General features: G+C 72.2%; 24 protein-coding genes. 14 read left to right on the top strand and 10 right to left on the bottom strand.

Annotated features, from left to right (window positions below):
- Positions 1–38: 38 nt before the first annotated feature.
- Positions 39–1,493 (bottom strand): MFS transporter, encoded by a 1,455-nt coding sequence (locus tag ABD785_RS05275; protein WP_344822707.1) that lies wholly within the window; start codon positions 1,491–1,493, stop codon positions 39–41.
- Between the two features lie 38 nt (positions 1,494–1,531).
- On the opposite strand from ABD785_RS05275, the gene ABD785_RS05270 reads away from it, so the two are divergent.
- Positions 1,532–2,638 carry a VldE C-terminal domain-containing protein gene (locus ABD785_RS05270; RefSeq protein ID WP_344822705.1) on the top strand — a complete coding sequence of 369 codons (1,107 nt, stop codon included), beginning with the start codon at positions 1,532–1,534 and terminating at the stop codon, positions 2,636–2,638.
- A 14-nt stretch (positions 2,639–2,652) separates the two neighbouring features.
- A complete protein-coding gene (locus ABD785_RS05265) occupies positions 2,653–2,970 on the top strand; it encodes a (2Fe-2S) ferredoxin domain-containing protein (RefSeq protein ID WP_344822703.1) in 318 nt (105 codons plus the stop codon).
- A 55-nt stretch (positions 2,971–3,025) separates the two neighbouring features.
- On the opposite strand, the gene ABD785_RS05260 is transcribed toward ABD785_RS05265, so the two are convergent.
- Positions 3,026–3,487 (bottom strand): hypothetical protein, encoded by a 462-nt coding sequence (locus ABD785_RS05260; RefSeq protein WP_344822701.1) that lies wholly within the window; start codon positions 3,485–3,487, stop codon positions 3,026–3,028.
- A gap of 125 nt (positions 3,488–3,612) precedes the next feature.
- Here ABD785_RS05260 and ABD785_RS05255 point away from each other — a divergent pair, with 125 nt between their 5' ends.
- The 7 genes from ABD785_RS05255 to ABD785_RS05225 all read left to right on the top strand — a co-directional run bounded on the left by ABD785_RS05255 (position 3,613) and on the right by ABD785_RS05225 (position 11,762).
- A complete protein-coding gene (locus ABD785_RS05255) occupies positions 3,613–3,786 on the top strand; it encodes a hypothetical protein (protein WP_344822699.1) in 174 nt (57 codons plus the stop codon).
- Between the two features lie 58 nt (positions 3,787–3,844).
- Positions 3,845–4,999 carry a winged helix-turn-helix domain-containing protein gene (locus ABD785_RS05250; RefSeq protein WP_344822697.1) on the top strand — a complete coding sequence of 385 codons (1,155 nt, stop codon included), beginning with the start codon at positions 3,845–3,847 and terminating at the stop codon, positions 4,997–4,999.
- 128 nt (positions 5,000–5,127) lie between these two features.
- The gene (locus ABD785_RS05245) at positions 5,128–6,774 is read left to right on the top strand and encodes an AMP-binding protein (RefSeq protein ID WP_344822695.1); all 1,647 of its coding nucleotides are present in this window, start codon (positions 5,128–5,130) and stop codon (positions 6,772–6,774) included.
- An 81-nt stretch (positions 6,775–6,855) separates the two neighbouring features.
- On the top strand, positions 6,856–7,998 hold the full coding sequence (locus tag ABD785_RS05240; RefSeq protein ID WP_344822693.1) for an acyl-CoA dehydrogenase family protein: 1,143 nt from the start codon (positions 6,856–6,858) through the stop codon (positions 7,996–7,998).
- A 97-nt stretch (positions 7,999–8,095) separates the two neighbouring features.
- Entirely contained in the window at positions 8,096–9,427 is a 1,332-nt protein-coding gene (locus ABD785_RS05235; RefSeq protein ID WP_344822691.1) for a cytochrome P450, read from the top strand.
- A complete protein-coding gene (locus ABD785_RS05230; RefSeq protein ID WP_344822689.1) occupies positions 9,424–10,209 on the top strand; it encodes an SDR family oxidoreductase in 786 nt (261 codons plus the stop codon). Before ABD785_RS05235 ends, ABD785_RS05230 begins: the two co-directional genes overlap by 4 nt.
- A gap of 86 nt (positions 10,210–10,295) precedes the next feature.
- On the top strand, positions 10,296–11,762 hold the full coding sequence (locus ABD785_RS05225) for a carboxylesterase/lipase family protein (RefSeq protein WP_344822687.1): 1,467 nt from the start codon (positions 10,296–10,298) through the stop codon (positions 11,760–11,762).
- Here the strand turns inward: ABD785_RS05225 and ABD785_RS05220 are convergent.
- The 5 genes from ABD785_RS05220 to hisN form a co-directional block, all read right to left on the bottom strand.
- A complete protein-coding gene (locus tag ABD785_RS05220; protein WP_344822685.1) occupies positions 11,759–12,532 on the bottom strand; it encodes a VOC family protein in 774 nt (257 codons plus the stop codon). The two genes, ABD785_RS05225 and ABD785_RS05220, sit on opposite strands and share 4 nt — an antisense overlap.
- Positions 12,533–12,612: 80 nt before the next feature.
- Entirely contained in the window at positions 12,613–14,421 is a 1,809-nt protein-coding gene (locus tag ABD785_RS05215; RefSeq protein ID WP_344822683.1) for a class I SAM-dependent methyltransferase, read from the bottom strand.
- A 230-nt stretch (positions 14,422–14,651) separates the two neighbouring features.
- A complete protein-coding gene (locus ABD785_RS05210; protein ID WP_425547732.1) occupies positions 14,652–15,893 on the bottom strand; it encodes an FAD-dependent oxidoreductase in 1,242 nt (413 codons plus the stop codon).
- 32 nt (positions 15,894–15,925) lie between these two features.
- Positions 15,926–16,117, bottom strand: coding sequence for a hypothetical protein (locus tag ABD785_RS05205; protein ID WP_344822681.1), 192 nt, complete (start codon positions 16,115–16,117; stop codon positions 15,926–15,928).
- Positions 16,118–16,168: 51 nt separating this feature from the next.
- Positions 16,169–16,963 (bottom strand): histidinol-phosphatase, encoded by a 795-nt coding sequence (gene hisN / locus ABD785_RS05200; protein WP_344822679.1) that lies wholly within the window; start codon positions 16,961–16,963, stop codon positions 16,169–16,171.
- 114 nt (positions 16,964–17,077) lie between these two features.
- On the opposite strand from hisN, the gene ABD785_RS05195 reads away from it, so the two are divergent.
- Complete coding sequence (locus ABD785_RS05195) at positions 17,078–17,908, top strand: hypothetical protein (RefSeq protein ID WP_344822677.1); 831 nt, start codon at positions 17,078–17,080, stop codon at positions 17,906–17,908.
- Between the two features lie 160 nt (positions 17,909–18,068).
- Here ABD785_RS05195 and ABD785_RS05190 read toward each other — a convergent pair whose 3' ends face one another.
- The 3 genes from ABD785_RS05190 to aroA form a co-directional block, all read right to left on the bottom strand.
- Positions 18,069–18,848: an MHYT domain-containing protein gene (locus ABD785_RS05190; protein ID WP_344822674.1), complete on the bottom strand. Its 780-nt coding sequence runs from the start codon at positions 18,846–18,848 to the stop codon at positions 18,069–18,071.
- Positions 18,849–18,921: 73 nt separating this feature from the next.
- The gene (gene rsgA, locus ABD785_RS05185) at positions 18,922–19,728 is read right to left on the bottom strand and encodes a ribosome small subunit-dependent GTPase A (protein WP_425547731.1); all 807 of its coding nucleotides are present in this window, start codon (positions 19,726–19,728) and stop codon (positions 18,922–18,924) included.
- Positions 19,729–19,924: 196 nt separating this feature from the next.
- On the bottom strand, positions 19,925–21,187 hold the full coding sequence (aroA, locus tag ABD785_RS05180; protein ID WP_344822672.1) for a 3-phosphoshikimate 1-carboxyvinyltransferase: 1,263 nt from the start codon (positions 21,185–21,187) through the stop codon (positions 19,925–19,927).
- 138 nt (positions 21,188–21,325) lie between these two features.
- Here aroA and ABD785_RS05175 point away from each other — a divergent pair, with 138 nt between their 5' ends.
- From ABD785_RS05175 to cydC, 4 genes are read left to right on the top strand one after another with little or no spacing between them, the layout of a single operon-like run.
- Positions 21,326–22,708: a cytochrome ubiquinol oxidase subunit I gene (locus ABD785_RS05175; RefSeq protein WP_344822670.1), complete on the top strand. Its 1,383-nt coding sequence runs from the start codon at positions 21,326–21,328 to the stop codon at positions 22,706–22,708.
- 10 nt (positions 22,709–22,718) lie between these two features.
- Positions 22,719–23,726: a cytochrome d ubiquinol oxidase subunit II gene (gene cydB, locus ABD785_RS05170; RefSeq protein WP_344822667.1), complete on the top strand. Its 1,008-nt coding sequence runs from the start codon at positions 22,719–22,721 to the stop codon at positions 23,724–23,726.
- The gene (gene cydD, locus ABD785_RS05165) at positions 23,723–25,309 is read left to right on the top strand and encodes a thiol reductant ABC exporter subunit CydD (protein ID WP_344822665.1); all 1,587 of its coding nucleotides are present in this window, start codon (positions 23,723–23,725) and stop codon (positions 25,307–25,309) included. Before cydB ends, cydD begins: the two co-directional genes overlap by 4 nt.
- The gene (gene cydC / locus ABD785_RS05160) at positions 25,306–26,874 is read left to right on the top strand and encodes a thiol reductant ABC exporter subunit CydC (RefSeq protein ID WP_344822663.1); all 1,569 of its coding nucleotides are present in this window, start codon (positions 25,306–25,308) and stop codon (positions 26,872–26,874) included. Before cydD ends, cydC begins: the two co-directional genes overlap by 4 nt.
- Position 26,875: the final 1 nt, after the last annotated feature.

The following is a 26,875-nucleotide window of genomic DNA, read 5'->3' as shown; positions in this document are numbered from 1 at the left end:
TCGGAGACACCGCAACATACCGCCAGATAACAGAAATATCAGATCTTCTCCGGTAGGCGGTCGCCGACGCAGCCGTGGTTCAGGGACGGCTGGGCGCGGTCCACGTGGGTGCCGGCGCGGGAGACCGTGAACCAGGAGATCGCGCCGCCCGCCGCGCACAGGGCCGCGGAGATCCACATCGCCCGCGCGTAGCCGTCGCCGAGGCCGCCCGTCCCGCCGACCGCGTCGAGCCCGGCGGCCAGCGGCAGGATCGCGATCGCCAGCAGCCCGGCGAGCCTGGCCACGGCGTTGTTCGCCCCGGACGCCGCCCCCACGTGCTCCTCGTCGACCGAGGCCAGGACCGTCGAGGTCAGCGGAGCGACCGTGATCGACATCCCGAGCCCGAACACGACCACCCCGGGCAGCACCCCGGTCAGGTAGGACGTTCCCGGCTGGGCCAGCGTCATCAGGGCCAGGCCCGCCCCCGCGACGACCGGGCCCGCGGTCATGAGCGGCCGCGGCCCGGTCCGCTGGGCCAGCGCGCCGATCCGGCTCGACAGCAGCATCATGATGACGGTCATCGGCAGGGTGGAGACCCCGGCCTGGAGGGCGGAGTAGCCCATCGAGTTCTGGAGCTGGAGGGTGAACAGGAAGAACGCGCCGCCCAGGGCCGCGTAGACCGTCAGGGTCGTGAGGTTGACGCCCACGAACTGCCGGGACCGCAGCAGCTCCGGCGGGATCAGCGGGTTGCGCTGCCGCCGTTCGAGGAGGGGGAAGGCGGCCAGGGACAGCAGGCCGATCACGCCGAGGCCGATCGTCAGGGCGTTCCAGCCGCGCGAAGGGCCCTCGATCAGGGCGAACACCGATCCACCGAGGCCCACCGTGACGGCCAGGGCGCCGGGAAGGTCCAGCGGGCCCTCGATCGTGGACGTCCGGCTCTCGGGGACGTGCCGGTGGGTCACCGCCAGCGCGATCGCGGCGAGCGGCAGGTTGATCAGGAAGACCCAGCGCCAGCTCGCCGCGTCCACCAGCCAGCCGCCGACGAACGGCCCGACGGCCGACGACACCCCGGAGAACCCGGCCCACCGGCCGATCGCCCGGCCCCGGTCGTCGGGGTGGATCGTCGCGTCGATCAGGGCGAGGCTGCCGGGGATCAGCAGCGCCCCGCCGACCCCCTGGACCAGCCGGGCCACGATGAGCGTCCCGGAGTCGGGGGCGATCCCGCAGCCGAGCGAGGCGATCGTGAACACGACCAGCCCGATCATGAACACGCGCTTGCGGCCGTAACGGTCGCCGAGCGCGCCGCCGAGCAGCAGCAGGGCGCTGAGGGTGAGCAGGTAGCCGTCGAGGATCCATTGCAGGACGGCCATCCCCCCGCCCAGATCCTCGCTGATCGAGGGCAGCGCCACGTTGACCACCGACCCGTCGAGGAAGGCGATACCGGAACCGAGGACGGTGGCGAGGATGATCCACCGTCCGGTGGAGGAGGCGAGCGGAACCTTGGAGGTGGCCATGTAAGTTAATCTGCCAGGTCCAGTCGGGGGGTGTCGTGGTGCGCGGTCGTTTCGACGCGAGGGCGGTTCCCGCCGCCATCGGCGTGGCCGTGATGCTGACCCTCGCCGTCGACGTCGCGATCATCGCCGCCCACGACGGCGAGGCGGCGGTGCCCCAGGATTTCCAGTTCTCCAACGAGGTCGCGGGCAGCCCCCAGCAGGCCAAGCAGATCACCGTCGCGCCGCTGAAGAAGCGCTACACCCCGCATCTGCTCATCGCCTCACCGGCCGAGCTCCCCGCCGACGCCGCGGCCAGGGCCAAGCGGATCAAGGGCGTCAAGGTCGCGGAGGTCGTCGACGGGGCCCAGACCTACGTGGCGGGACGGCTGGTCGGGCTGCTCGGCGTCGACCCGTCGACCTTCCGGAACCTCGCCCCCAAGGAGTCGGCCAAGCTCGACGCCCTGTGGAAGAACGTCGCGGGCGGCGACGCGGCGATCTCCTTCCAGGGACCACGGCTCGGGACGGTCGTCGCGGCGGGCGCGCAGCAGCGGGGCGCGAGCGTCCGGGTGGGGGCCTTCGCGGCCCTGGGCGTGCCGACGGTCCAGGCGATCGTCTCCCGCGAGCAGGCCCGGCGGCTGGGGCTGGCCCACGGCAACGCGATGCTGGTCAGCGCGCCGAAGCAGAACCTGCCGAAGCTCCGCAAGAGCCTGCTGAAGCTGCTGCCCAAGGGCGTCAAGATCTCGATCCTCAAGCAGCAGGCCACGGCGCCCGTCCAGGTGGCGCAGACCGCCCGCTCGCCGCTGACCGGCGTGAACGGCTGCTCGGTCCACATGCAGGCCGTCCGCAACGAGATCGACGCCGCCACGGGCCCGTACCTGGTGATCGGCTGCGCCCGTCCGGGGGACCCCCAGGACCACGGCACGGGCGACGCCACCGACTTCATGGTCAGCTCGGGCGGCCGGATGCCGGGAGCCGCGGGCGTCGCCAAGGGCAACGCCGCCGCCGGCTACGCCATCTCCAACTGGCAGCGCCTCGGCATCAAGTACGTCATCTGGCAGCAGCACATCTGGAACCCCTCGGTCTGCAAGTGCTGGCGCCCCATGGCCGACCGGGGCAGCATCACCCAGAACCACTTCGACCACGTCCACATCTCCGTGCTGCACTGAACCCAGTGGTGATCATGACCCCCCGTCTCGTCGTGTGCCGCGGCTGCTGCTGCGGAAGCGAGCAGAAGAGCCCCCAGGTCGACCACGCGGGGCTGCTGGCCCGGCTGCGCGGGATCGACGGGGTGGCGGTGCGGACGAGCGAGTGCCTCGGCCCGTGCTCGCAGGCGAACGTCGTGGTGGTGCGGCGGCCGGGGGAGCGGCCGGTGTGGCTGGCGCTGATGAACAGCGCGGCGGCCGTGGGCGATCTCGAGGAGTGGCTGTCGCGCGGCGGGCCGCTGCCCGACACCCTGGAGCTCCTGCACCGCATCCCCGCCTACGGGCCGTCGCGATGAAAGAGGGTGACGGGGCGCGCCCCCGGGGGAAGGCCGCACCCCGCCACGTCGGGGGTCAGCGGTGCCGGGAGGCCGCCCACAGCCCGGCGCCGACCATCAGGAGCGAGCCGAACAGGGCGAGGACCCAGCCCGTCTCGAGGCTGAGCGAACCGTCGACGATCTCGCCGACGGCCTCGGCGTCCTTGCCGTCCGCGACCGCTCCGGCGAAGGCGTCGTGCAGGCGGAAGGCGAACACGACCTCGGCGATCAGCGCGCCGACCCCGGCCATCGCGGTGGCGAACAGGGCGCGGCCGTCGCGGGCGAGGAAGGCCACCAGCGCGGTCAGCAGGCCGACGGCGCCGAGCGCCAGGGCGACCTTGCCCTCGTCGGTGCGGTAACCGCGTACGGAGACCGCCACGAGGACGGTCAGGCTCACCCAGGACAGCAGCGCGCCGAAGACGGTCAGCAGGGCTCCCGCGAAGGCGACCCCCACCGCGGCCTGGGGCCGTGTCCTCTGCCGGGTGATGATCGGATTCATGGTCCCTGCCCTTCTACGGAGTCCGGCGCGTCATGGAACGCTTACTACCCTTCGTGCGTTGTTCAACCTTTCCCCAGGTCGGCCCGGCCGGGGTTTCGATCCCCGGACGGGGGAAGGGCTGGGACATGACCGTTCCACCGCTGCCACCGCCGCCCGTTCCGGAACCCGGCCCCGGGCCGCTGCCCGCGCCGGGCCCGCCGGTCCCCGAACCCGCACCCGTGCCGCCGGCGCCGGGTCCCGACCCGCAGCCGCCGGCGCCCGAGCCCCAGCCGCCCTCGCCCGAGCCGCAGCCGGCCTGACCCGCGGCCCTTCCTCCGCGGGGGAAGAACTGTCGGTGGGGGTTCGTAGGGTTGGTCCATGGAGCTGTCGGCTGATGAGGCGCGCAGGATCGCACTGCGCGCGCAGGGGTTTCTCGGGGCGCCGGACCGGCGCGGCGGCGTGCGCGGGGTGCTGCGGCACCTCGGCGCGGTGCAGCTCGACACGATCTCGGTCCTGGCGCGCTCGCACGAGCTGATCCCCTACGCCCGTCTCGGCTCCGTCGGCCGCGCTCAGGTCGAGGACGCCTACTGGGGGCGTGGGACCTCCTTCGAGTACTGGTCCCACGCCGCCTGCGTGCTGCCCATCGAGGAATGGCCGCTGTTCGCCTTCCGCCGCAGGGCCTTCGTGGAGCGCGGGCACCGCTGGCACCGGATGGAGGACGCCGAGAAGTCCATCGCCGAGATCAAGGCCCGCCTGCGCGACGAGGGTCCGCTGATGTCGGGCGACATCGGCGGCTCCAAGACCGGCGGGGTGTGGTGGGACTGGTCCGAGGCCAAGATCGCCATCGAGTGGCTGCTCGACGTCGGCGAGGTCGTCTGCGTGGAGCGCCGCGGCTGGAAGCGCGTCTACGATCTGGCCGAGCGGGCGATCCCGGCGGACCTGCTCGCCGAGGACCTCGACGACGACGCCTGCGTGACCCGGCTCGTCGGCCAGGCGGGCCGGGCGCTCGGCGTGGCCACCAGGGCGGATCTCGCCGACTACCACCGGCTGAGGAAGGCCCAGGTCGACCAGGTGGTCGAGGCCACGGGACTGGTCCCGGTGAGCGTCGCGGGGTGGAAGGACCGCGCCTGGGCCGATCCGGCCGCCCTGGAGTCCGAGCCCAGGGGCCGCCACCGCACCACCCTGCTGTCCCCGTTCGACTCCCTGATCTGGGACCGCGCCCGCACTGAGCGGATCTTCACCTTCCATCACCGGCTCGAGGCCTACGTGCCCAGGCCCAAGAGGATCCACGGGTACTTCGCGATGCCGCTGCTCGCGGGCGGGCGGCTGGTCGGCCGGGTCGACCCGGGCCGGGAGGGCACCACCCTGGTCGCCCGCCAGGTCTCCCTCGACGGCCCGAAGCACGTCGAGGCGGCGGCCAGGGCCCTGTGGGAGGCGGCCGGATGGGTCGGCTGCGACACCGTCCGGGTCGAGCGCGTCCTCCCCGAGACGCTCACCGAGCCCTTGATCCACACTTTGTCACGGGAGGCCTAAGACTCGCCTGTCCAACTAGGCCGCCAGTGAGTAACATCGCCGGAATTATGTGGTTACCCTCGGGTTCTACTCACCGGTAGACCCCTTCGGGCTGCCCTCACCCCCTGGCGTCTTGGAAGGACTGCGCGATGACCTGGCTACGGGACTGGATCGACGAGCCCCATCCGGATCGCGGCGTGCATCTGGCGAACGAGCAGGGCGGGTGGGACTTCCGGAGCTACCCCGAGATCGCGTCGTCGGCCAAGAAGATCGCCGCGGCGCTCGCCGAGGAGGGCGTCGGCCCCGGGGACATCGTCTGCGCGATCATTCCCACCGACTACGAGCTGATCTCGACCTACTTCGGCGTGTGGGCGTCCGGCGCGGTGATGTGCCTGGTCACGCCCCCGCTGTTCCAGACCGGCGAGGAGTACGTCGCCCATGTGGCGGCGATCCTGCGGCAGGCGAAGCCCAAGCTGACCATCGCCTCCGCCGACCTGAGGGACCTGGCGGCGCAGTGCATGGAGCGGGCCGGGCTGGAGGGTGAGCCGTGGCTGCCGCGCGAGGCCGCGCACGAGGCTCCGCTGGCCCCGGCCTCGGAGCTGGCGCTGCTCCAGTTCACCTCCGGGTCCAGCGGCGAGCCGCGCGGTGTCCGGGTGACCTGGGACAACCTCGAGGCCAACAGCTCGCTCATCGCCCGCTTCGCCGGGTTCAAGGACGGCGACGAGGTCAACTCCTGGCTGCCGCTCTACCACGACATGGGCCTGATCGGCGCGTTCATCACGCCCGTCACCCGGCAGGCGACCCTGCACCTGATGCGGCCCGACCAGTGGATCCGCGACCCGAAGCGCTGGCTGGAGCGGTTCGCCCTCGCCGAGCACGCCGCCGCCCCGCCCTTCGCGTTCGCCTACATGGCGCGGCGGATCAAGCCCGAGCAGGTCGAGGGGCTCGACCTGTCCCGCTGGAGCAGCGTCATCGCGGGCGCCGAGCCCGTCGACGCCGCGGGCATGGAGGCCTTCGCCCAGCTCATGGAGCCGACCGGCTTCAGGCGCACGGTCTTCCGCCCCGCCTACGGCATGGCCGAGACCACGCTCTGCGTGACGATGTTCGACGGCAGCGACTCCCCGCTGTCGATCCGCCCCGAGGCCGACTCCCTGAACTTCGGCGAGCGGGTCAGGGTCGCCGAGGAGCGCCGTATCGGGCCCGACTCGCTCAACGACAAGTCCGGCTGGATGGTCGGCTGCGGCTCGCCCGACCCCGAGCTGCCGGTCCGGATCTGCGACGAGCACGGCGAGGAACTGCCCGAGGGCCATCTCGGCGAGATCGTCGCGGGCGGCGCGTCGGCCTGCGACGGCTACCACGCCGGTGCCGAGGGCAAGTCGACCCGCTTCATCGACGGCGAGGTCTGGACGGGCGACGCCGGTTTCGTCTACAAGGGCCAGCTCTTCGTCCTCGGCCGGATGGGCGACAGCCTCAAGGTCCGCGGTCGCTCGGTCTACGTCGAGGACCTGGAGGCCAAGCTGTCGGAGGTCACCGGCCTCCACAAGGGCCGCCTCACCGTCGTGGCCGTCCCCGGGGTGGGCTCGCGGGGCGTGGCCCTGTTCGTCGAGGCCGAGGAGGGCGACTGGACCTCCGAGGCCCGCCGCTTCCTGTCCCGCCGCCTCGACGACGCCGACCTCACCATCGTCACCGGCCCCCGCGGCCTCATCGAGCGGACCTCCTCCGGCAAGCCCCGCCGCCGCTACATGTACGAGCGCCTCCAGGCCGGGACGCTCACGGACGTCACGGTCCTCGCCTGAGGGCGGGGCCCGGCGCACCCTCCTGTGCCGGGCCCGCGGGCGTGCGTCGTAGAGTCGGGGCGGACTCTACGAGGAGGACGAATGCCCGCTGAGCGGAGGATGCCGACGACGGAGTCGGCCGAGCTGATCGAGCTGACCCGGGAGATCGTCGCCAAGGAGCTGCTGCCCCGGGTGGCGGAGGCGGAGCGGAACGCCGCCTTCCCGCGCGAGGTCTTCCGGCTGCTGGGCAGGGCCGGGCTGCTGGGCCTCGCCTACCCCGAGGAGGTGGGCGGGGGAGGCCAGCCCTACGAGGTCTACCTCCAGGTGCTGGAGGAGATCGGCGCGGTCTGGGCCTCGGTGGCCGTGGGCGTCAGCGTGCACACGCTGTCGTGCTTCCCGGTGTTCACCTTCGGTTCGGACGCCCAGAAGGAGCGCCTGCCGGACATGCTCGGCGGCGACCTCCTCGGCGGTTACGCCCTGTCGGAGACCCAGGCCGGCTCCGACGCCGCCGCGCTGACCACCCGCGCCGCCCGCGACGGTGACGGCTATGTGGTCAACGGGTCCAAGGCGTGGATCACCCACGGTGGCGAGGCCGACTTCTACGCCCTGTTCGCCAGGACCGGAGACTCCGGCGCCCGGGGGATCAGCGCCTTCCTGCTGGACGGGGAGATGCCGGGCCTGAGCGCGGGCCGTCCCGAGGAGAAGATGGGCCTGACCGGCTCGACCACGGCCCCGCTGCACCTGGACGGCGTCCGGGTGGGCCGGGACCGGCTGCTGGGCGAGGAGGGCGCGGGATTCTCCGTCGCCATGGCCGCCCTGGACTCCGGCCGTCTGGGGATCGCCGCGTGCGCCGTCGGCCTCGCCCAGGGCGCGCTCGACCACGCGATCTCCTACGCCAAGGAGCGCGAGCAGTTCGGTTCGAAGATCATTGAATTCCAGGGCCTCGGCTTCCTGCTGGCGGACATGGCGGCGGCGGTCGAGTCGGCCCGGGCCACCTACCTGGAGGCCGCGCGCCGCCGCGACGCCGGGCTGCCCTACGCCCGTCAGGCCAGCATCGCCAAGCTGGTCGCCACCGACGCCGCCATGAAGGTCACCACGGACGCCGTCCAGGTCCTGGGCGGCAACGGCTACACCAAGGACTTCCCCGTCGAGCGGTTCATGCGCGAGGCCAAGGTCATGCAGATCTTCGAGGGCACCAACCAGATCCAGCGCCTGGTGATCGCCAGAAACCTGGCCAGATCGTAGAAAAAGGCCCCCCGGCCGGACCTGAGGCCCAGGTCACTCTTGACGTTACGTACAGCGTAAGTAAAGACTTACGGCAGTCGTCACGAGAGGCAGTCGAATGGTCATGCTGGCGCCCGCGCCGGAGGGGCTGAAACCGGTCCCCGGTGATCCCGGCCTGCCCTACCTCGGCTACATCCTGCAGTCGCTGCGGGACCCGATGGGCACGGCGGCCGCGCGCCGGGAGAAGCACGGCGACGTGTCGTGGTCGAACTTCCTCGGTAAGAAGCTGGTGATGCTCCAGGGCCCCGAGGCCGTCCAGACGGTGCTCGTGAACCGGGACAAGGCGTTCGCGAACGCCCCGGCCTGGGGGTTCTTCATCGGGCCCTTCTTCTACCGGGGCATCATGCTGCTCGACTTCGAGGAGCACCTGCACCACCGGCGGATCATGCAGCAGGCCTTCACCAGGGACCGGCTGCGCTCCTACATGGACAGCATGGCCGGGACCATCACCGAGGGCCTCGCGACCTGGGAGCCCGGGAGGTTCCGGATGCTGCCGGCCGGCAAGCAGCTCACCCTCGACCTCGCCCTGGACGTCTTCGTGGGCGTCCAGCTGGAGAAGAAGGAGGCCGACCGGCTCAACAAGGCGTTCATCGACGCCGTCAGGGCCGGTCTCAGCCTCGTCCGCTTCCCGGTGCCGGGCCTGCGCTGGTCGCGCGGGCTCAAGGCGCGCAAGCACCTCGAGAAGTTCTTCTACGACCACATCGCCGCCAAGCGGCGCGACGGCGGCGAGGACCTGTTCGCCGCTCTCTGCCAGGCCGAGTCCGACGACGGTCACCGCTTCACCGACGAGGACGTCGTCAACCACATGATCTTCGCGTTGATGGCGGCGCACGACACCACCACCATCACGATGACGTCGATGGCCTACTACCTGGCCAGGAACCCCGAGTGGCAGGAGCGCTGCCGCGCGGAGTCCCTCGCCCTCGGCAAGGACGTCCTGGAGTACGGCGATCTCGACGCGCTGGTCTCCCTCGACCTGGTGATGAAGGAGGCCCTGCGGATGTGCTCGCCGGTGCCGGGACTGCCGCGTCAGGCCGTCAAGGACACCGTCGTGCTGGGCCACCACATCCCGAAGGGCACGCTGGTGAACGCCGCGACGTTCACCAACCACTACCTGGAGGAGTACTGGCCCGAGCCGGAGCGGTTCGATCCGGAGCGGTACGCCCGCAAGGAGGACCGGGTGCACCCCTACGCCTGGCATCCGTTCGGCGGGGGCGTCCACAAGTGCATCGGCCTCCACTTCGCCGGGATGCAGATCAAGGCGATCCTGCACCAGGTGCTGACGCGTTACTCATGGTCGGTGGCGGACGACTACGTCTGGCCGCTCGACATGTCCACCCTCCCGGTGCCCAAGGACGGGCTCCCCGTACAACTGGAGCGTTTGAAGTGATCGTCGCCATTACCGGAGCCGCGAGAGGCATCGGCTACGCCACCGCCAAGGCACTGAAGGCCGGCGGCGCCACCGTCGTCATCGGTGACATCGACGAGGAGGCCGTCGCGAAGGCGGCGTCCGAGCTCGGTGTCGAGGGACACGTCCTCGACGTGACCAACCGGGCCTCCTTCGAGGTGTTCCTCGAGGCGGCGGGCGAGTACGACGTCCTGATCAACAACGCCGGCATCATGCCGATCGGCCCCGTGCTCGAGGAGACCGACGCCGACGCCAAGCGCTGCTTCGACATCAACGTGCACGGCGTCATGCTCGGCACCAAGATCGCTCTGGCGCGGTTCGTGCCCCTCGGCAAGGGCCACGTGATCAACATCGCCTCGCTGGCGGGCGTCCTGTCGACGCCGGGCCTGGCCCTCTACAACGGCAGCAAGGCCGCGGTCCTGGGCTTCACCGAGGCGGCCCGGCTGGAGGTGAAGAGGCACGGCGTCGAGGTCAGCGCGGTCCTGCCGACCTTCACCAACACCGAGCTGGTCGCCGGGACCCGCAGCCCGAAGGGGCAGAAGAACTGCGAGCCCGAGGACATCGCGAAGGCGGTCGTGAACCTCATCGCCAAGCCCCGCCCGCAGGTGACGGTCCCGTCGAAGCTCGCGGCCTCGGTGAAGATCAGCGGCCTCATGCCCCAGTCGGTGAAGGACGCGATGAACCGCCGTCTCGGCCTCGACACGATCTTCCTCGACTTCGACCACGACGCCCGCAAGGCCTACGACTCCCGGATCCGCTCCTGAGCATCCGCCCAACGGCTCCTGGGCGGGTGCCCAGGAGCCTGGCCGTGCGCTTTACCGGCGGGTAGGGGATGCCTACGATGGCGTCCATGGACCAGATCGTCAGTACGGCGTACGGCAAGGTGAGAGGCCGGATCGGCGACGGGATCGCGCGATTCCTCGGGATCCCGTTCGCCGCGGCGCCGTTCGGGGAGAACCGCTTCCGCGAGCCGCGGCCGGCAGAGCCGTGGGAAGGGGTGCGGGACGCCCTGGAGTTCGGCCCGACCGTGCCCAAGGCCCCCTACCGGCCGCCGCTGTACGACCTGCTGCCCGAGGTGACGATCCCGGGCGAGGACTGCCTGAACCTCAACGTCTGGGCGCCCGAGGGAGCCGAGGCGCTGCCGGTCATGGTCTGGATCCACGGCGGCGCCTTCCGCAACGGCTCGGGTTCCGTCCCCGTCTACGACGGATCGGCCTTCGCCCGCGACGGCGTCGTCTGTGTGACGATCAACTACCGGCTCGGCGTCGAGGGCTTCGCCGAGCTCCCCGGGGCGCCCCGCAACCGCGGGCTGCTCGACCAGATCGCCGCCCTGGAGTGGGTCCGCGACAACATCGCGGCCTTCGGCGGCGACCCGGCGCGGGTGACCTTGTTCGGCGAGTCCGCGGGCGGGATGAGCGTGACGACGCTGCTCTCCCTCGACCTCGGCCTCTTCCAGCGGGCGATCGCCCAGTCCGGCGCGGGCCACATCCTCCAGGAGCCCGAGGACGCGCTGAAGATCACGGAGGAGCTCGCCCGGCGGCTCGGCGTGGAGCCGACCGCCGAGGCCTTCGCCGAGTTCACGCCGGAACGGATCATCGAGGTGCAGGCCGAGGTCCAGGCCGAGATCGCCGCGCTGCCCGATCCGGGCCGCTGGGGACGCTCGACGGTCCAGGGCGGGATGCCGTTCATGCCCGTCCGCGGCGATCTCGTGCAACGCCGCCCCATCGACGCCATCCGCGACGGAGCCGGGCACGACGTCCCCCTGCTCACCGGCACCACCACCGACGAGTTCCGCCTCTACCTCGCCCCCGGCGGCCTGACCACGATGCTCAGCCCGGAGCTGGTCACCGGGCTGCTGTCGACGATGGGCATCGAGCCGTCGGCGGCCGAGACCTACCACTCCAACCGTCCCGGGGCGACGCCCGGCGACGTGATGGCGGCCGTCGTCACCGACTGGTTCTTCCGGATCCCGGCCTACCGGCTGGCCGAGGCCCGTCCGGGGGGAACCTGGATGTATGAGTTCGCGTGGAACTCCTCCAACAAGGACCTCCCGGCCCCGCTGAAGGCCTGCCACGCCCTGGAGCTGGGCTTCACCTTCGATGCCCTGGACCGCATGGCCGGGGCCGCGATGGCGGGGCCGGGCGCCCCCCAGCCGCTGGCCGACGAGATGCACGCCGCCTGGGTCGCCTTCGCCACGACCGGCGACCCCGGCTGGCCCGCCTACGACGCCACCCGTCCCGTCCGGGTCTTCGACACCGTCTCGTCCCTGGTCCAGGACCCGAGGGCCGACGAACGCGCCCTCTGGCCCGACCGCTAGCCTTCGGCGCGGTGCGGGACGAGCGTGATGAGCGCGAAGGTCGCGCCCTGCGGGTCGCGCAGGACGGCGAGGCGGCCGGCCGGGCTGTCGACGAAGGGGCTGACCTGCTCGGCGCCCAGGGCGATGGCCCTGACCGCGGAGGCGTCCACGTCGGTGACGGCGAAGTAGACGAGCCAGTACGGCGGGACCTCGGCGGGCACGCCCTCGGGCATGGGCATCATGCCCGCCTGGGACTCCCCGCCGAGCTGCCACTCGGTGTATCCGGGGTCGGTCCGCGGCTCCCAGCCGAAGACCTGCGGGTAGAAGGCGAGGGCCTTCTGCTCGTCGCGGGTGTTGAGCTCGTTCCAGCAGTAGGCGCCGTCCTCGCTGACGATCTGCGACCCCGGGTGCTTCAGCGCCTGCCAGACCAGGAAGAACGCGCCCTCGGCGTCGAGGAATCCGGCCATCTTCCCGGCGTCGAAGACCTCCATCGGCGGCATGACGACCTGCCCGCCGGCGTTCCGGACCTTCTCCGCGGTGGCCTCGACGTCGTCGGTGGCCACGTAGCTGTTCCACATGGCGGGCATCGCGTCGTTGAACTGCGGCCCGATCCCGGCGACCCGGCGTCCCCGCATCGTGAACTGCCCGTAACCACCGGCGGCCGGGTCGGGCTCCCACAGGGCCTCCCACCCGAACAGCCGCTCGTAGAAGTCCGCCGCGGCGTGCCTGTCCTTCGCCGAGTAGTCCACCCAGCACGGCACCCCGGCCTTGTATGAGTCCCTGTCAGCCATGACCCCATCCTCACCCCGCTCCCCGGCGCACGGCCGGGACTTGTCGAGATATCTCCCGGTGTTTACGCGGGGCGGGGACGTCAGGCCTTGCGGGCCAGGACCCGGTAGGTGTTGGCGCCGCCGTACCTGCGGATGAGGGGGTGGAGGGCGTGGTCGGCCGCCGTCGCGGCGGCGATCAGGGGGGCGGCGGCGAGGTAGCCGGCGATGCGGGCCGTCCAGGCCAGCCGGGGATGGCGGGGGGTCCGCCAGGGGCTGCGCGGTGAGGGCAGGACCCGGTTCAGCATCAGCAGGACGACCATGAGGAGGTCGAGCTGCTGGTGGGCCGGGCCGCGGTGGACCTCGAGGATCGTGAAGCCCCTGGCCTCCAGCGCCTCGGTGAGGTTGTTCAGCGGCACGAAGTGCAGGTGCTGGGGCTGGAACCAGTTGTGCCACCAGCGCCCCACGGCCCGCGCGAACGGCGACTCGGGGTCGGGGACCTCGATGAGCAGATGCCCGCCGGGGGGCAGGACGGCCGCCGCCGCGTCGAGCTCCAATGCCGGATCGAGGGTGTGCTCCAGATAGTGGTGCATCGAGACGACGTCGTACCGCCCGGTGAGGCCGCTCGCGAGTTCGGGGAACAGGCCGTGGTGGGCGGTGTCGACCCAGCCCTGACGCTCGGCCTCGGCGATGCTGGTGCCGTTCATGTCGAGGACGTCGAAGGTCGTCTCGGGCCAGGAGTCGCGGGCGGCGTTGCAGAAGTGGCCGTGACCGCCGCCGACGTCCAGCCAGGACCTCGGGGTGGTGTGGCCGCGGAGCATCTCGGCGCGCTGGCGGTAGTGGCCGCCGCTCAGCCGGAAGCCGCGCTCGACCTCGGGCTCGCCCAGGCCGTCGTAGTAGTCGCGGTAGTAGAAGTCCAGGCCGTCCAGGTTGAGCCGGGGGTTCTGGAAGACGTGACCGCACGAGGCGCAGCGGTCGACGGTGAAGACGCCGGGCTTGCGCTGCTGGTAGTCGCGGCTGGTCAGCAGCCGGGTGAGCGCGGTGGAGGAGCACCACGGGCAGTCGGTCCTGGGCTCCTCGAAGAACCGGTCGGTACCGCGCTCGATGTCGGCGAGGTAGGCGGCGCGGGCCTTCTCCTCGGCCGGGTCCTCGGCCTCGGCGGCGACCACGGTGCCGAGCACGCGGCAGGGGGCGCCGACCGGGCGGAGCAGGGCGAAGCGGGCCAGGTCGCGCGGGGCGAGCCGGGTCCCCGCCGTCGCGATGAGGGGATGGACGGCCGCGGCGGCCAGGGCCACCGCGCCCATCCTCGGCGACCGGAGGGCCGCGGCGCCGAACGCGGCCATCGCGGTGAGCATCGCGGCCTGCTGGACCGGGAGGTCGTTGTGGTAGCGGCGGCGCAGGATGGCGCGGCGCTGCTCCGGCGGGCATCCGCGCACCCCGAGGGCGTCGACGACGACCACGTCCGTGCCGGTCGAGGAGTACTTCTTCAGCTTGACCGAGAGGGCGTCGAGCTCGTCGGCGTCGAGATCGCTCCAGCGGCTCACCTCGGCGCGGCGCAGCAGGTCGGCCGAGACGACGATCGCGTGGCCGCCGCTGACGCCGCGGGCCGCCCGGTCGGACCGGTAGCCCGCCGGGTCGAGCCGGCGCACGAGCTCCAGCGCGCGGGCGGTGTCGAGCGACGAGGGGATGAGTTCCAGGACGTCGAGGCCGTGGCCGGCGGCGTGGGCGATCGCCGCCGCGCGGACCTCGTCGGAGATCCGCAGACCGGCCCTGCCGACCAGCAGGTAGGCCGAGGCGGACTCCTCCGGCGGCAGCTCTCCGGGGACCAGGCCGTTGAGCCGCAGGGCACGCCGCCGCAGCCGGACGGCGTCCAGGACCAGCCCCGCTGCGACAAGCCCGAGCACGCGCTTCATAGGGACCTCAACTTCGCATATGCACCAAAACTGCGGCCGAAGTTACTGACGCGTTGAAGAGCGCCGCTAGGGATGTCGCGCGTCACTTGCGAGAGCTGATTTATGAAAAAGCTGACAAAAAGCAAGAATTGTTGACGGAAAATCCGTTCTGTAAAGCGGAAAACGCTCACTTCCCTACAGAAAGCGCGATCTTGGTCACGCAGGGTGCACCATCCCGGCGGGCGGCGGGGCTATTCCTTGAGGAGCAGCGTCACCAGGTGCTCGGCGATGGCCAGCGAGGAGGTCGCGCCGGGCGAGGGGGCGTTGCGCACGGTCAGGACCGCCCCGATCCGGCCGAGCCGGAAGTCGTCGACGAGGGAGCCGTCGGCGTCGACGGCCTGGGCCCTGACCCCCGACGGGGCGGCGACCACGTCGGCGGCGCGCAGGCCGGGCACGAACGAGCGGGCCTCCCGCACGAACGCCCGCTTGGAGGCCGAACCGTAGAGCTCCTTCGCGCCCGTCCGCCAGTGCTCCAGGGCGAGGGCGGGAAAGCCCGGCCACCGCAGGACGTCCCACAGGTCGCGCACGCTGACGTCGCGCCGCCGGTAGCCCTCCCGCGCGCCCGCCAGGACGGCGTTGGGGCCGATGTCGACGCTGCCGTCGACCCGCCGGGTGAAGTGGACGCCGAGGAAGGGGTAGCGCGGATCGGGGACCGGATAGATCAGCCCGCGCACCAGCTCGGGGGAGCGCAGCCGGTAGTACTCGCCGCGGAAGGGCAGGATCGCGGGCTCGGGGGCGTCGCCGGCCAGCATCGCGACCCGGTCGGAGTGCAGGCCCGCGCAGACCACGAGCCGGTCGAACGCCTCGGCCGAGGCGACCATGCCCGAGTCGCCGGAGTGCCCGTCGCCGAGCCCGGCCTCGAGGCCGGGCAGCGCCCGCACCTTCGAGGTGACGACCGCGTGCCCGGTGTCGGCCTTGATCCCGATGACCTCGTGGCCCAGGCGCACGACTCCGCCGGTCAGCCGGACCTCCTCGGCCAGCGCCCGGGCGACCCCGGGGAAGTCGACGATCGCGGTGGTGGGGGAGTGCAGGGCCGCCAGCCCGTCGGCCGCGGGCTCGATCTCCCTGAGCCCCCGCCGGTCGAGCCGCCGCAACCCGGGCACCCCGTTCAGCGCGGCGCGCCGCTCGATCTCCAGCAGCGGCTCCAGCTCCCGCTGGTTCCGCGCGACGACGATCTTGCCGCACTCGTCGTAGGCGATGCCGCGCAGCTGGCAGAACTCCTTGAGCAGCCCGATCCCGCGCCGGCACAGCTCGGCCTTCAGCGATCCGGGCGCGTAGTACAGCCCGGCGTGCGCGACCCCGCTGTTGTGGCCGGTCTGGTGCCCGGCGACCCGGTCCTCCTTCTCGAGGACGGTGACCTCGTGCCCGAGTTCACCCAGCCGCCGGGCGACGGCCAGCCCCAGAATCCCCGCCCCGATCACACCGATACGCACTTTTCAGACGTTACCGGTCGATCAGGGTGATGTCAGCGGCCGAGGCGCTTGCGGGCGTGGCCCCGGACGCGGCGGCGCTGGGAGGTGTCGAGCATCAGATAGGCGCCGACGGGGACGGCGATGATCCCGAGGATGAGGAGCGTGGCGATGAATCCGGGCAGGATCCACCACAGGACGATGGCGGCTACTGCTCCGCCGAGGACGACTTTTCCGCGGGGCGACATGGGCTCCACCTTTCGTAGGCAGTTCCACGATATATCGCGTTTGCCGCGAAGTCAGGCCCCGGGGTCGCCCAGCCTCGCCAGCGCGGCGTCGTGCAGGTGGCCGTTGGTGCACAGGACGCTGCCGCCGTCGGCCGTCGCGATGCCGGACAGGTCGGTGAAGACCCCGCCCGCCTCCTCGACGATCACCTGGAGGGCGGCCAGGTCCCAGAGGGAGACCTCGGGCTCCGCGGAGATCTCGATCACGCCCTCGGCGACCATCATGTGCGACCAGAAGTCGCCGAAGGCCCGGGTGCGCCAGACGTCGCGGGTGAGGTCGAGGAAGCCCTCGAGCTTCCCGGCGGCCTCCCAGCCGCTGAGGCTGGAGTAGGAGAACGAGGCGTCGCTCATCCGCGTGACCTGCGAGACCTGCATCCGGCTGGCCTTGGCGAGGCTGCGGCCCGTCCAGGCGCCGCCGCCCTTGGCCGCCCACCAGCGGCGGCCGAGCGCGGGCGCCGAGACCAGGCCGACGACGACCTCGCCGTCCTCCATGAGCGCGATCAGGGTGGCCCAGGCGGGGATGCCGCGGACGAAGTTCTTGGTGGCGTCGATGGGGTCGATCACCCAGCAGCGCTGGCTGAAGCCGGTCTTGCCGAACTCCTCGCCGATGACCGCGTCGCGGGGGCGGGCCCGCTTGAGGGTGCCGCGGATCTGCTCTTCGACCGCCCGGTCGGCGTCGCTGACCGGGGTCAGGTCGGGCTTGGTCTCCACGCGGAGGTCCAGCGCCCGGAAGCGACGCGCGGTCAGATCGTCCGCCGCGTCCGCCAGGACGTGAGCCAGACGAAGATCATCAGAGTATCCATCAGCCACGACGTGGCAATCTATCGCGAAAACGATCCTTACCAGTCAGTAACATACGGACTGTGACCGATCAGGTGGTCCGTCATGGACGTACCGTGCGGTGCCGGATGGGAGCATGGCGGAATGGCTTACGAGTTGCCGGAATGGGTCGCCGAGCTCACCGATCCCCGCCGTGCGCGGACCACCGAGGAACTCGCCGACCGGCTGGTCCCGCTCGCCGAGCAGGCGATCGACATCTCCCGGCGGTTGCAGGCCCAGCTGACGGAGCTCAACGCCCCGTTCGAGACCGAGGCGCTCCAGGCGCTGGTCGACGTGCTGCACACCCGGTCGGCGCAGGCGTTCGGCGAGGTCAACGGCGAGATCGAGAACACGGGCCAGGACCGGGTGGCCCGGATCCTCAAGCGGGCCGACGCCGCCCCCGCCGGGCAGCGCGCCGAACTGCGCGAACGCCTGGCCGCCGAGGTCTTCCCCGCGCTCAAGGCCCAGCAGCGGGTCGTGTGCGAGCGGATCGGCGACCGCACCGCCGACGCCGTCCAGGCCGCGGCCAAGACCCTCCTCGACCGCACGGGAGAACTCGCCGCCGCCGTCACCGACATGGTCCACCAGGTGCTGCCCGCCGCCCAGGAGGGGCTGACCCTCGCCGGGCGGGTCTCCGCGCTGACCGGCCGGGTCCGTAAGGCGGGCCGCGGCGACATCCCCGGGGACCTGCGCCGCGAGGCCGCCGAGGTGGCGGGCTCCTGCGAGGAGACCCTCGGCCGCCTCGAGATGGAATGGTCGATGATCGGTGCCCGCGCCTCGACCGTCCGGGCCGCGCTGCGCGCCGTCGAGGAGACGGCCTTCAGCGAGGTCACCCAGGCGATGGCCCACTGCGTCGCCGAACTCGCCCCGGCCCACGTCAAGGTGCTCAACGACACCGAGGACCTGGCCATCGCCCTGCTGACGGAGGGATCCTAGGGCCTGTCTCGCAGTCAACTGCCCTGCTGCGCGACGCCCAGGCACGCACCCTGGAGGCTTGTCGTCAGTCGCCAGCCGCACCAGGCTGACTCCCTCCTCCGCACCACCAGGGCACGCACCTGAACGCCGCTCGCCACGGGCGCCGACTTCGAGACAGGCCCTAACCGCGCATCTGGCGTTCGAGGCGGGCCACGAAGTCGGCCTCGGCGGTGCGTTCGCGGGGGCTGGCCGAGCCGCCGACGGCGACGAGCAGGACCGCGGTGATGACGCAGCCCGCGATGACCATCGGTAGGAGCAGCAGCGTGGGGTCGGCGCCCTCGACCTGCGGCACGACCGGGCCGTCGGCGGACAGGGCGGCCATCCCCGTGTAGTGCATGCTCGTGACGGCCGCGGCCATCACGAGCGAGGCGGCCAGGGAGGCGCGCCAGCGGGTCAGCCGGGTGGCGAACCACAGGGCGGCCGTCGAGGCGGCGATCGCGATCGCCATCGACGCCGCCACCAGGGCCGGGTCGTAGGCGAGCGTCGCCCCGGTGTTCATGGCCGCCATGCCGGTGTAGTGCATGGCCGCGACGCCGCCGCCGGTGAGCACGCCGCCGATCACGATCGGCCTGTCGCGGGCCACGAGGGCCAGGCCCGCGCCGACCACGACGATCGCCAGGATCGCGCTGGCCAGCGTCAGCGGGACGTCGTAGGCGATCGGGGAGCCGTCGACGCCGAAGCCGAGCATCGCGACGAAGTGCATGGCCCAGATGCCCGTCCCGCCGATCGACACCGCGGCCCCGGCCAGCCAGGCGGCCTCGGCGGCGGTGCCGGTGACGGCGCGGGCGCGGGCGGCGCACTGGAGGCCGAGCAGGCAGCCCAGGACGGACAGCGCGTAGGCGACGACGGGGTTCAGGGCGCCATGGGTGGTGTGGTGCAGGGGGACGTGCGCGAGGAACACGAGAATCCTTCGGATAGAGCTCCGGAGAGCCTACCGCTCGGTAGAACCGTGTCCTGGCCGGGAAGCCCTCCGGTCAGGCGGGGTCGTCGCGGTTGGTCAGCAGCCGCCGGAACGACTCCAGGCGTTCGGGCGTGGCATGACCGTCGGCGACCCAGGCGTCCAGCGCGCAGGACTGCTCGGCGTGGGTGCACAGCGGCGGGCAGCCGGCCGAGCCCTCGACGAGGTCGGGGAAACCGAGGATGAGGTCCTCGGGCGGGATGTGGGCGAGGCCGAAGCTCCGCACGCCCGGGGTGTCGATGATCCAGCCGCCGCCGGGGAGCTCCAGGGCGAGGGCGCTGGAGCTGGTGTGCCGGCCCCGGCCCGTCACGGCGTTGACATGCCCGACGGCCCGGTCCGCGGCCGGGACGAGCGCGTTGACCAGCGTGGACTTGCCGACCCCGGAGTGCCCGACCAGGACGCTCATCCGGTCCTTGAGCATCCCCCGCAGCACGGACGGGTCGTCGCCGCGCTGGGTGACCCAGACCTGGACGCCCAGCGGCCGGTAGATCTCCAGCAGCCGGTCGGGCGGGGCGAGATCGGCCTTGGTCAGGCAGATCAGGGCGTCCATCCCGGCGTCGCGGGCGGCCACCAGGCAGCGGTCGATCATGCCGATGCGGGGCTCGGGATCGGCCAGCGCCGTGACGATCACGAGCTGGTCGGCGTTGGAGACGATGACCCGCTCGACGTCGTCGGTGTCGTCGGCGGTGCGCCGCAGGATCGAGGTGCGCGGTTCGACCCGCACGACCCTGGCCAGCGCGTCGGGCTTGCCGGAGGTGTCGCCGACCAGCCCGACCCTGTCACCGACCACGACGCCCTTGCGGCCCAGCTCGCGGGCGCGCATCGCGGTGACCGCGATCCGCGGCTCCTTCTTGCGCCCCGTCTCGACCAGGCAGCGGTACCGGCCCCGGTCGACCGCGACGACCAGCCCCTGGACGGCGTCCTCGTGCGCGGGCCTGGTGCGCGTGCGGGGACGCGAACTCTTCCCGGGCCTGACCCGGACGTCGTCCTCGTCGAGATGCTTCCAGTCGCGCGCGATCTTATTTCTCCAACATCCGGGTCCAGAGCGAGACGAACTCGGGGAGGGTCTTGCCCACGGTTCCGGGGTTCTCCACCTCGATGCCCGGCACGACCAGGCCGAGGGTGGCGGCGGCCATCACCATGCGGTGGTCGTCGTAGGTGTGGAACAGGCCGCCGCGCAGCGGGCGCGGCCGGATCTCCACGCCGTCCTCGAGCTCGTTCGCGTCGCCGCCGAGCAGGTTGATCTCCTTGACGATCGCGGCGAGCCGGTCGGTCTCGTGCCCGCGGATGTGGGCGATCCCGGTGAACCGGCTGGGGCCGTCGGCGACGGCCGCGACCATGGCCAGCACCTGCGCCAGTTCCGGCGCGTGCGACAGGTCGACGTCGATGCCGTGGACCGTCCCGGTGCCGCGGACGGTCAGGTCGCCGCCGGCGAGCGTCACGGAGCCGCCCATCAGCTCCAGCAGGCCGCGCAGCCTGTCGCCCGGCTGGGTGGTGACCGAGGGCCAGTTCCGGACGGTCACCTCCCCGCCGGTGACGAGCGCGGCGGCCAGGAACTGGGCGGCGTTCGACAGGTCGGGCTCGATCAGGACCTCGCCGCTGCGCAGCGCGCCCGGCGCGACCCGCCACACGTCGCCGCCGGTCTCGACCTCGGCGCCCGCGGCCCGCAGCATCTGGACGGTCATCTCCAGGTGCGGCGCCGACGGCACCGGCGGGCCCAGATGGCGCAGCTCCAGGCCCTTGGCGAAGCGGGGGGCGCTGAGCAGCAGGCCGGAGACGAGCTGGGAGGAGCTGGAGGCGTCCAGGGTGACGGTGCCGCCGTCGATCCCGCCGCGCCCGGCCAGGGTGAAGGGGAGCAGCCCGCGGCCCTCGTCGCGGATCTCGACCCCGAGGTCGCGCAGCGCGCCCAGGATCGGGCCCATCGGACGGGTCCTGGCGTGCGGGTCGCCGTCGAAGAGGATGTCGCCCTCGGCGAGCGCCGCGATCGGCGGCACGAACCGCATGACGTTGCCCGACAGGCCGCAGTCGATCGTCGCGGGCCCCGACAGGTCGCCCGGCAGCACGAACCAGTCGTCGCCCTCGTCGTTGACCGGGACGCCGAGCGAGCGCAGCGCGGCCGCCATCAGCAGCGTGTCCCGGCTGCGCAGAGCGCCCTTGAGCACGCTGGGGCCGCCGCCGAGCGCCGCCAGCACCAGCGCCCGGTTGGTCATCGACTTCGACCCGGGCAGCGTGACGACGGCCTGCACCGGCCCATCTGCCAGGGGGGCGTTCCACACGGTCATACGGCCAGCCTATCGGTCCCCGCCCCGGTCAAGTTCCGATTAATCGGGCCCCAATCTCCGGTATGCGAGTCGCCGTGACCGCTTGATCGACTTCCTCTCGGGAAATGCTGGTGCCAGTTGTTTCGCGAGGGAGCCGAAGTGGACGAGTTGTTGCTGGCACGCCTACAGTTCGGCGTCACCACGGTCTATCACTTCCTGTTCGTGCCGATCACGATCGGGCTGTCGCTGCTGGTGGCGATCCTGCAGACGCAGTACTTCCGCACCGGAGACGAGAAGTACAAACGAGCGGTGAAGTTCTGGGGAAAGCTCTTCCTCATCAACTTCGCGCTCGGGCTCGTCACCGGAATCGTGCAGGAATTCCAGTTCGGCATGAACTGGAGCGACTATTCGCGCTTCGTCGGCGACATCTTCGGGGCGCCCCTCGCGATCGAGGCTCTGCTGGCGTTCTTCCTGGAGTCCACGTTCCTCGGACTGTGGCTCTTCGGCTGGGACAAGCTCCCGAAGGGGATCCACCTGGCCTGCATCTGGGCCGTCGCGATCGGGACCACGCTGTCGGCCTACTTCATCCTCGCCGCCAACTCCTGGATGCAGAACCCGGTCGGTTACACCTACGACAAGGCCGCGAACCGGGCCGAGCTGACCAGCTTCGGCGACGTCCTCACCAACAAGGTCGTCCTGGCCACGTTCCCGCACACGATCTTCGCCGCCTGGGTGACCGGCGGCATTCTCATGATCGGCATCTCGGCGTGGCACCTGGGACGCCGCCGCAACCTCGACGTCATGCGCCCCTCGCTCCGGCTCGCGCTGGTCGTGACGCTGATCGGCACCGTCGGCTTCCTGCTCTCCGGCGACCAGCTCGGCAAGGTCATGACCGAGACGCAGCCGATGAAGATGGCCGCCGCCGAGGCGCTCTACGAGACCGAGCAGCCCGCGGCCTTCTCGCTGTTCACCATCGGCAGCCTCGACGGCAAGACACCGATCTACTCCCTGGAGGTGCCGGGCCTGCTGTCGTTCCTGGCCACCGGCTCCTTCGACGGGAAGGTCGAGGGGATCAACGACCTCCAGGCCCAGTACACCGCTCAGTTCGGTCCCGGCGACTACCGGCCCTACATCCCGATCACCTACTGGGGCTTCCGGATCATGGTCGGGGCGGGGCTGCTCATCGGGCTGGTGAGCGTCGTCGGGCTCTGGCTGACCCGCGGCGGACGGCTCCCGGAGAAGAGGTGGGTGTGGCGGCTGGCGATCTGGTCGATCGCGCTGCCCCTCATCGCCTGCTCCTTCGGCTGGATCTTCACCGAGATGGGGCGGCAGCCGTGGCTGGTCTTCGGGGTGCTCAAGACCGAGAACGGAGTCTCGCCGACCGTCCCGGCCGGGACCGTGCTCACCTCGCTGCTCGTCTACACCGGCCTGTACGGGATCCTCGCGGTCATCGAGGTCGGGCTGATGCTGCGCTTCGCCAAGAAGGACCCGCCCGCCGAGACCCCCGCGGACGACGACGCCACACTCGATTTCGCCTACTAGGGGCCCGGTCATGCACCTGTACCACCTGTGGTTCATCGCCATCGCGGTCCTGTGGACCGGCTACTTCTTCCTGGAGGGCTTCGACTTCGGCGTGGGGATCCTCACCCGGTTCCTCGCCAGGAACGACCTCGAGCGCCGGGTTCTGATCAACACGATCGGGCCCGTCTGGGACGGCAACGAGGTCTGGCTGCTCACGGCGGGCGGCGCGATGTTCGCCGCGTTCCCCGAGTGGTACGCGACCCTGTTCAGCGGGTTCTACCTGCCGCTGCTGCTGATCCTCGTGGCCCTGATCGTCCGGGCGATGGGGATCGACTACCGCGGCAAGGGCACCACCCCGCGCTGGAGGGACCGCTGGGACCTGTGCATCTTCTTCGGCTCGCTGGTCCCCGCGTTCCTGTGGGGCGTGGCGTTCGGGAACATCGTGCGGGGCGTCAAGCTGGACGAGAACCACCACTACGTCGGGACCTTCTGGGACCTGCTCAACCCGTACGCGCTGCTCGGCGGGCTGGTCACCCTGTCGCTGTTCACGCTGCACGGCTCGGTGTTCGTCGCGCTCAAGACCGAGGGCGAGATCCGTCACCGCGCGAGCCGCTTCGCCCAGCAGCTCGGCCTGATCGCCGCCGTGCTCGCCGTGATCTTCCTGGTCTGGACGCAGCTCGCGCACGGCACCGGCTGGACCGCCCTGACCGCGGTCCTCGCCGCCCTCGCCCTCGTCGGCTCGCTCGCCATGACCAGGGCCGGACGCGAGGGCTGGGCGTTCGCCCTGTCCGGCGGGTGCGTCATCCTGGCGACCGCGACGCTCTTCCTCGCGCTCTACCCGGACGTGCTGCCCTCGACGATCTCCGACGCCAACAGCCTGACCATCGAGAACGCCTCGGCCACGCCCAAGAGCCTCGGCATCATGACCTGGGTCGCGGTGATCTTCCTGCCGCTCGTCCTGGCCTACCAGGCCTGGACCTACTGGGTCTTCCGCAAGCGCATCGGCACCCACAGCATCCCGGTGGCGGCCTCCGCGTGAGGCCCTTCGACCCGCGCCTGGCCCGCCACGCCCGCGGAGCCCGACGGTACCTGGCCGTCTGCACGGGGATCGGGGTGCTCGGCGCGCTGTGCGCCATCGCCCAGGCCCGGCTGCTCGCCGAGGCGCTCAGCACACTGACCGTTCCGCTCGCGCTTCTCGCGGTGTTCGCGGTGCGGGCCCTGCTCGCCTGGGCACAGGAGGCGGCGGCGCACCGGGCCTCGGCGGGCGTCAAGGCCGACCTGCGGCGGGCCGTCCTGGCCTCGGCGCTGTCGGGTTCCGCACCGGGCCCGGCGGGAACGGTCGCGGCCCTGGTCACCCGAGGTGTCGACGCCCTCGACCCGTACTTCTCGCGCTATCTCCCGCAGGTCGTGCTGGCGGCGATCGTGCCCGTCATGGTGCTGGCCGTGCTGGCGGTCACCGACCCGGCGACGGCCGCGATCGTCGCGGTGACCCTCCCGCTGATCCCGGTGTTCGGCTACCTCGTGGGCAGCTGCACCGAGGCGCGCACGGCACGGCAGTGGCGGACCCTGGAACGGCTGGCCGGGCACTTCGCCGACGTCGCGGGCGGGCTGATGACGCTCAAGGCGTTCGGCCGGGCGCGGTTCCAGTCGGAGCGGATCGCGAAGGTCTCGGCCGAGCACCGCAGGGCGACGATGGCGTCGCTGCGGATCGCGTTCTGCTCGGCGCTGGTGCTGGAGCTCGCCGCGACGCTGTCGGTCGCGGTCGTCGCGGTCTCGGTCGGGCTGCGGCTGCTGGAGGGGAACCTCTCCTTCGGGACCGCGCTGTTCCTGCTGATCCTCGCGCCGGAGGCGTATCTGCCGCTGCGGCAGGCCGGGGCGCACTTCCACGCCGCGCAGGAGGGGCTCGCGGCGGCCGAGAGCGTCTTCGCCGCCATCGCGCCCGTGCCCGCCGCCGCGCCCGGGCCGGTGCCGGACGGGATCGTGGGCGTGCGGGGGCTCGTCGCGCGGGAGGGTCTCGCCCCGGTCACCTTCGACGCACCGCCCGGGGTGATCACCGCGCTGACCGCGCCCTCGGGCGGCGGCAAGTCGAGCTTGTTCGCGGTCCTGCTCGGGCTGCTGCCACCGGTCGAGGGGAGCGTCCGCGCCGGAGGGGCCGAGGTCGTGCCCGGTGACGCCTGGCGCCGGCGGGTCGCCTGGCTGCCACAGCATCCCCATCTGTTCACCGGGACGGTCGCGGAGAACATCGCGGTCGCCGTTCCGGGCGCCTCCGCCGCGGCCGTCCGGGACGCCGCCGGGCTGACCGGCGTCCTGGAGTTCACCACGCTGGAGACCGTGCTCGGCGCCGGCGGGCACGGGCTGTCGGCGGGGCAGCGGCAGCGGCTCGCCCTCGCCAGGGTGGCGCTGCGCTGCGCGCTCCTCGACCCCGTCCTGCTGCTGCTCGACGAGCCGACGGCCCATCTCGACGTCGCCACCGAGCTCGACGTCGCCGACCTCATCGACAGGCTCGCCGCCGGGCGCACCACCCTGGTCGCGACCCACCGCCGGGCCTTGGTGGAGCGGGCCGGGAACGTCCTGGCATGGCCGTCCGCACCGGTCGCGCCGCGGGAGCCGGTGCCGGCGTGAGGGGACGGACGGCGGCGGGGGCCGTCCTCGGGGCGGCGGCACTGGCCTGCGGGATCGGGCTGATGGCGACGTCCGGCTACCTGATCTCGCGGGCGGCGGAACGGCCGCCGGTGCTGTACCTGATGGTGGCGATCGTCTCGGTGCGGGCCTTCGGGATGGGCCGCGGCGTGCTGCGGTACGCCGAGCGCCTGGTCTCCCACGACGCGGCGCTGCGGCTGCTGGAACGGACCCGGGTGCGCGTCTACGACCGGCTCGTGGACCTCGCCCCCGGCGGTCTCGGCGCCGCGCGGACCCTGGGCCTCGTCGTCACCTCCGCCGACGGCGTCGCCGAACGCTGGGTGCGGGGGCGGATCCCGTTCGCGAGCGCCGCGCTGGCCGGTGCGGCGGCCGTCGCGCTGGAGTGGTGGGTGCTGCCGCCCGCCGGGGGAGTGCTCCTGGCCGGGCTCCTGGCCGGTGGCGTCGTCGCGCCGCTGCTCACCTGGGCGGCCACCGGACGCGCCGCGGAGCGCGCCGCCGAGGCGCGCGACCGGATGACCGCGCTGACCGTCGACACCCTGCACGGGCTGCCCGAGTTGGTCGCCTGCGGGGCGGCCCCCGCCCGGCTGGCCGAGCTCGCCGACAGGGACGCAGCCCTCGACGACGCGGCCCGCCGCGCCGCGGGCTCGCTCGGGCTCGGCTCCGCGCTGACCGCGCTGAGCTGCGGCGCGACCGTGGCCGGAGCGCTGGCGCTGGCGGTGCCCGCGGCCCGGTCGGGCGAGCTGGCGCCGGTGCTCGTCGCGGTCGCCGTGCTGACACCGCTGGCCGCCTTCGAGGCCGTGACGTCCCTCGCGGCGGCAGCGCGGCAGTTCCTGGAGTCGCGCGAGAGCGACCGGCTGCTCGGCGCGGTCCTGGCCGCGCCCCCACCCGTCGCCGAGGGCGGCGCGGAACCGGGCGAGGGCATCGGGATCAGCGTGCGCGGGCTGCGCGCCCGCTGGCCGGGGGCGGACAGGGACGCCCTGGCGGGATTCGATCTGGAGGTGCCGCCGGGCCGCAAGGTCGCGGTCTTCGGCGAGAGCGGCGCGGGCAAGTCGACGCTCGCGGCCGTCCTCACCCGCTTCGTGGAGTACGAGGGCAGCGTGACGCTCGGCGGCGTCGAGCTGCGGGACATGGCCGGCGACGACATCCGGCGGATCATCGGGCTGTGCGCCCAGGACGCCCATGTCTTCGCCACGACCGTCGCCGAGAACATCCGGCTGGCCAGGCCCGGAGCCTCGGACGCCGAGGTCGCCGCCGTCATGCTGCGCGCGGGCCTCGACCTGGACCCGTCCCGGCGGCCGCCCGTCTCCGGCGGCGAACGCCAGCGGATCGCCCTGGCCAGGGCCCTGCTCGCCGGCTTCCCCGTCCTGATCCTCGACGAGCCCGACGCCCACCTCGACCCCGCCACCGCCGACCGTGTCCTGGCCGACCTCCTGCGCGCCGCCGGCGACCGCACCGTCCTGCTCATCACCCACCGCCCCGGCGTCCCCGGCGCCGACCCCGTCCTCCGCGAGATGGACGAGGTCCTCACTGTCACAGCCCCCACCTAGG

This window comes from Actinocorallia longicatena (assembly GCF_039534125.1).
In the GTDB taxonomy this organism is placed as follows: Bacteria; Actinomycetota; Actinomycetes; order Streptosporangiales; family Streptosporangiaceae; genus Actinocorallia; species Actinocorallia longicatena.
This window is presented reverse-complemented; position numbering and strand designations above follow the sequence as displayed.

What these genes read in the sequence shown, in the direction of transcription:
- ABD785_RS05220 (WP_344822685.1), bottom strand. Translation starts at nt 12,532, where the DNA reads ATGGCTGACAGGGACTCATACAAGGCCGGGGTGCCGTGCTGGGTGGAC.
- ABD785_RS05275 (WP_344822707.1), bottom strand. Translation starts at nt 1,493, where the DNA reads ATGGCCACCTCCAAGGTTCCGCTCGCCTCCTCCACCGGACGGTGGATC.
- cydB (WP_344822667.1), top strand. Translation starts at nt 22,719, where the DNA reads ATGCACCTGTACCACCTGTGGTTCATCGCCATCGCGGTCCTGTGGACC.
- ABD785_RS05205 (WP_344822681.1), bottom strand. Translation starts at nt 16,117, where the DNA reads ATGTCGCCCCGCGGAAAAGTCGTCCTCGGCGGAGCAGTAGCCGCCATC.
- aroA (WP_344822672.1), bottom strand. Translation starts at nt 21,187, where the DNA reads ATGACCGTGTGGAACGCCCCCCTGGCAGATGGGCCGGTGCAGGCCGTC.
- ABD785_RS05235 (WP_344822691.1), top strand. Translation starts at nt 8,096, where the DNA reads ATGGTCATGCTGGCGCCCGCGCCGGAGGGGCTGAAACCGGTCCCCGGT.
- ABD785_RS05255 (WP_344822699.1), top strand. Translation starts at nt 3,613, where the DNA reads ATGACCGTTCCACCGCTGCCACCGCCGCCCGTTCCGGAACCCGGCCCC.
- ABD785_RS05240 (WP_344822693.1), top strand. Translation starts at nt 6,856, where the DNA reads ATGCCCGCTGAGCGGAGGATGCCGACGACGGAGTCGGCCGAGCTGATC.
- ABD785_RS05250 (WP_344822697.1), top strand. Translation starts at nt 3,845, where the DNA reads ATGGAGCTGTCGGCTGATGAGGCGCGCAGGATCGCACTGCGCGCGCAG.
- ABD785_RS05245 (WP_344822695.1), top strand. Translation starts at nt 5,128, where the DNA reads ATGACCTGGCTACGGGACTGGATCGACGAGCCCCATCCGGATCGCGGC.
- ABD785_RS05195 (WP_344822677.1), top strand. Translation starts at nt 17,078, where the DNA reads ATGGCTTACGAGTTGCCGGAATGGGTCGCCGAGCTCACCGATCCCCGC.
- ABD785_RS05260 (WP_344822701.1), bottom strand. Translation starts at nt 3,487, where the DNA reads ATGAATCCGATCATCACCCGGCAGAGGACACGGCCCCAGGCCGCGGTG.
- ABD785_RS05265 (WP_344822703.1), top strand. Translation starts at nt 2,653, where the DNA reads ATGACCCCCCGTCTCGTCGTGTGCCGCGGCTGCTGCTGCGGAAGCGAG.
- rsgA (WP_425547731.1), bottom strand. Translation starts at nt 19,728, where the DNA reads ATGCGCGCCCGCGAGCTGGGCCGCAAGGGCGTCGTGGTCGGTGACAGG.
- ABD785_RS05215 (WP_344822683.1), bottom strand. Translation starts at nt 14,421, where the DNA reads ATGAAGCGCGTGCTCGGGCTTGTCGCAGCGGGGCTGGTCCTGGACGCC.
- ABD785_RS05225 (WP_344822687.1), top strand. Translation starts at nt 10,296, where the DNA reads ATGGACCAGATCGTCAGTACGGCGTACGGCAAGGTGAGAGGCCGGATC.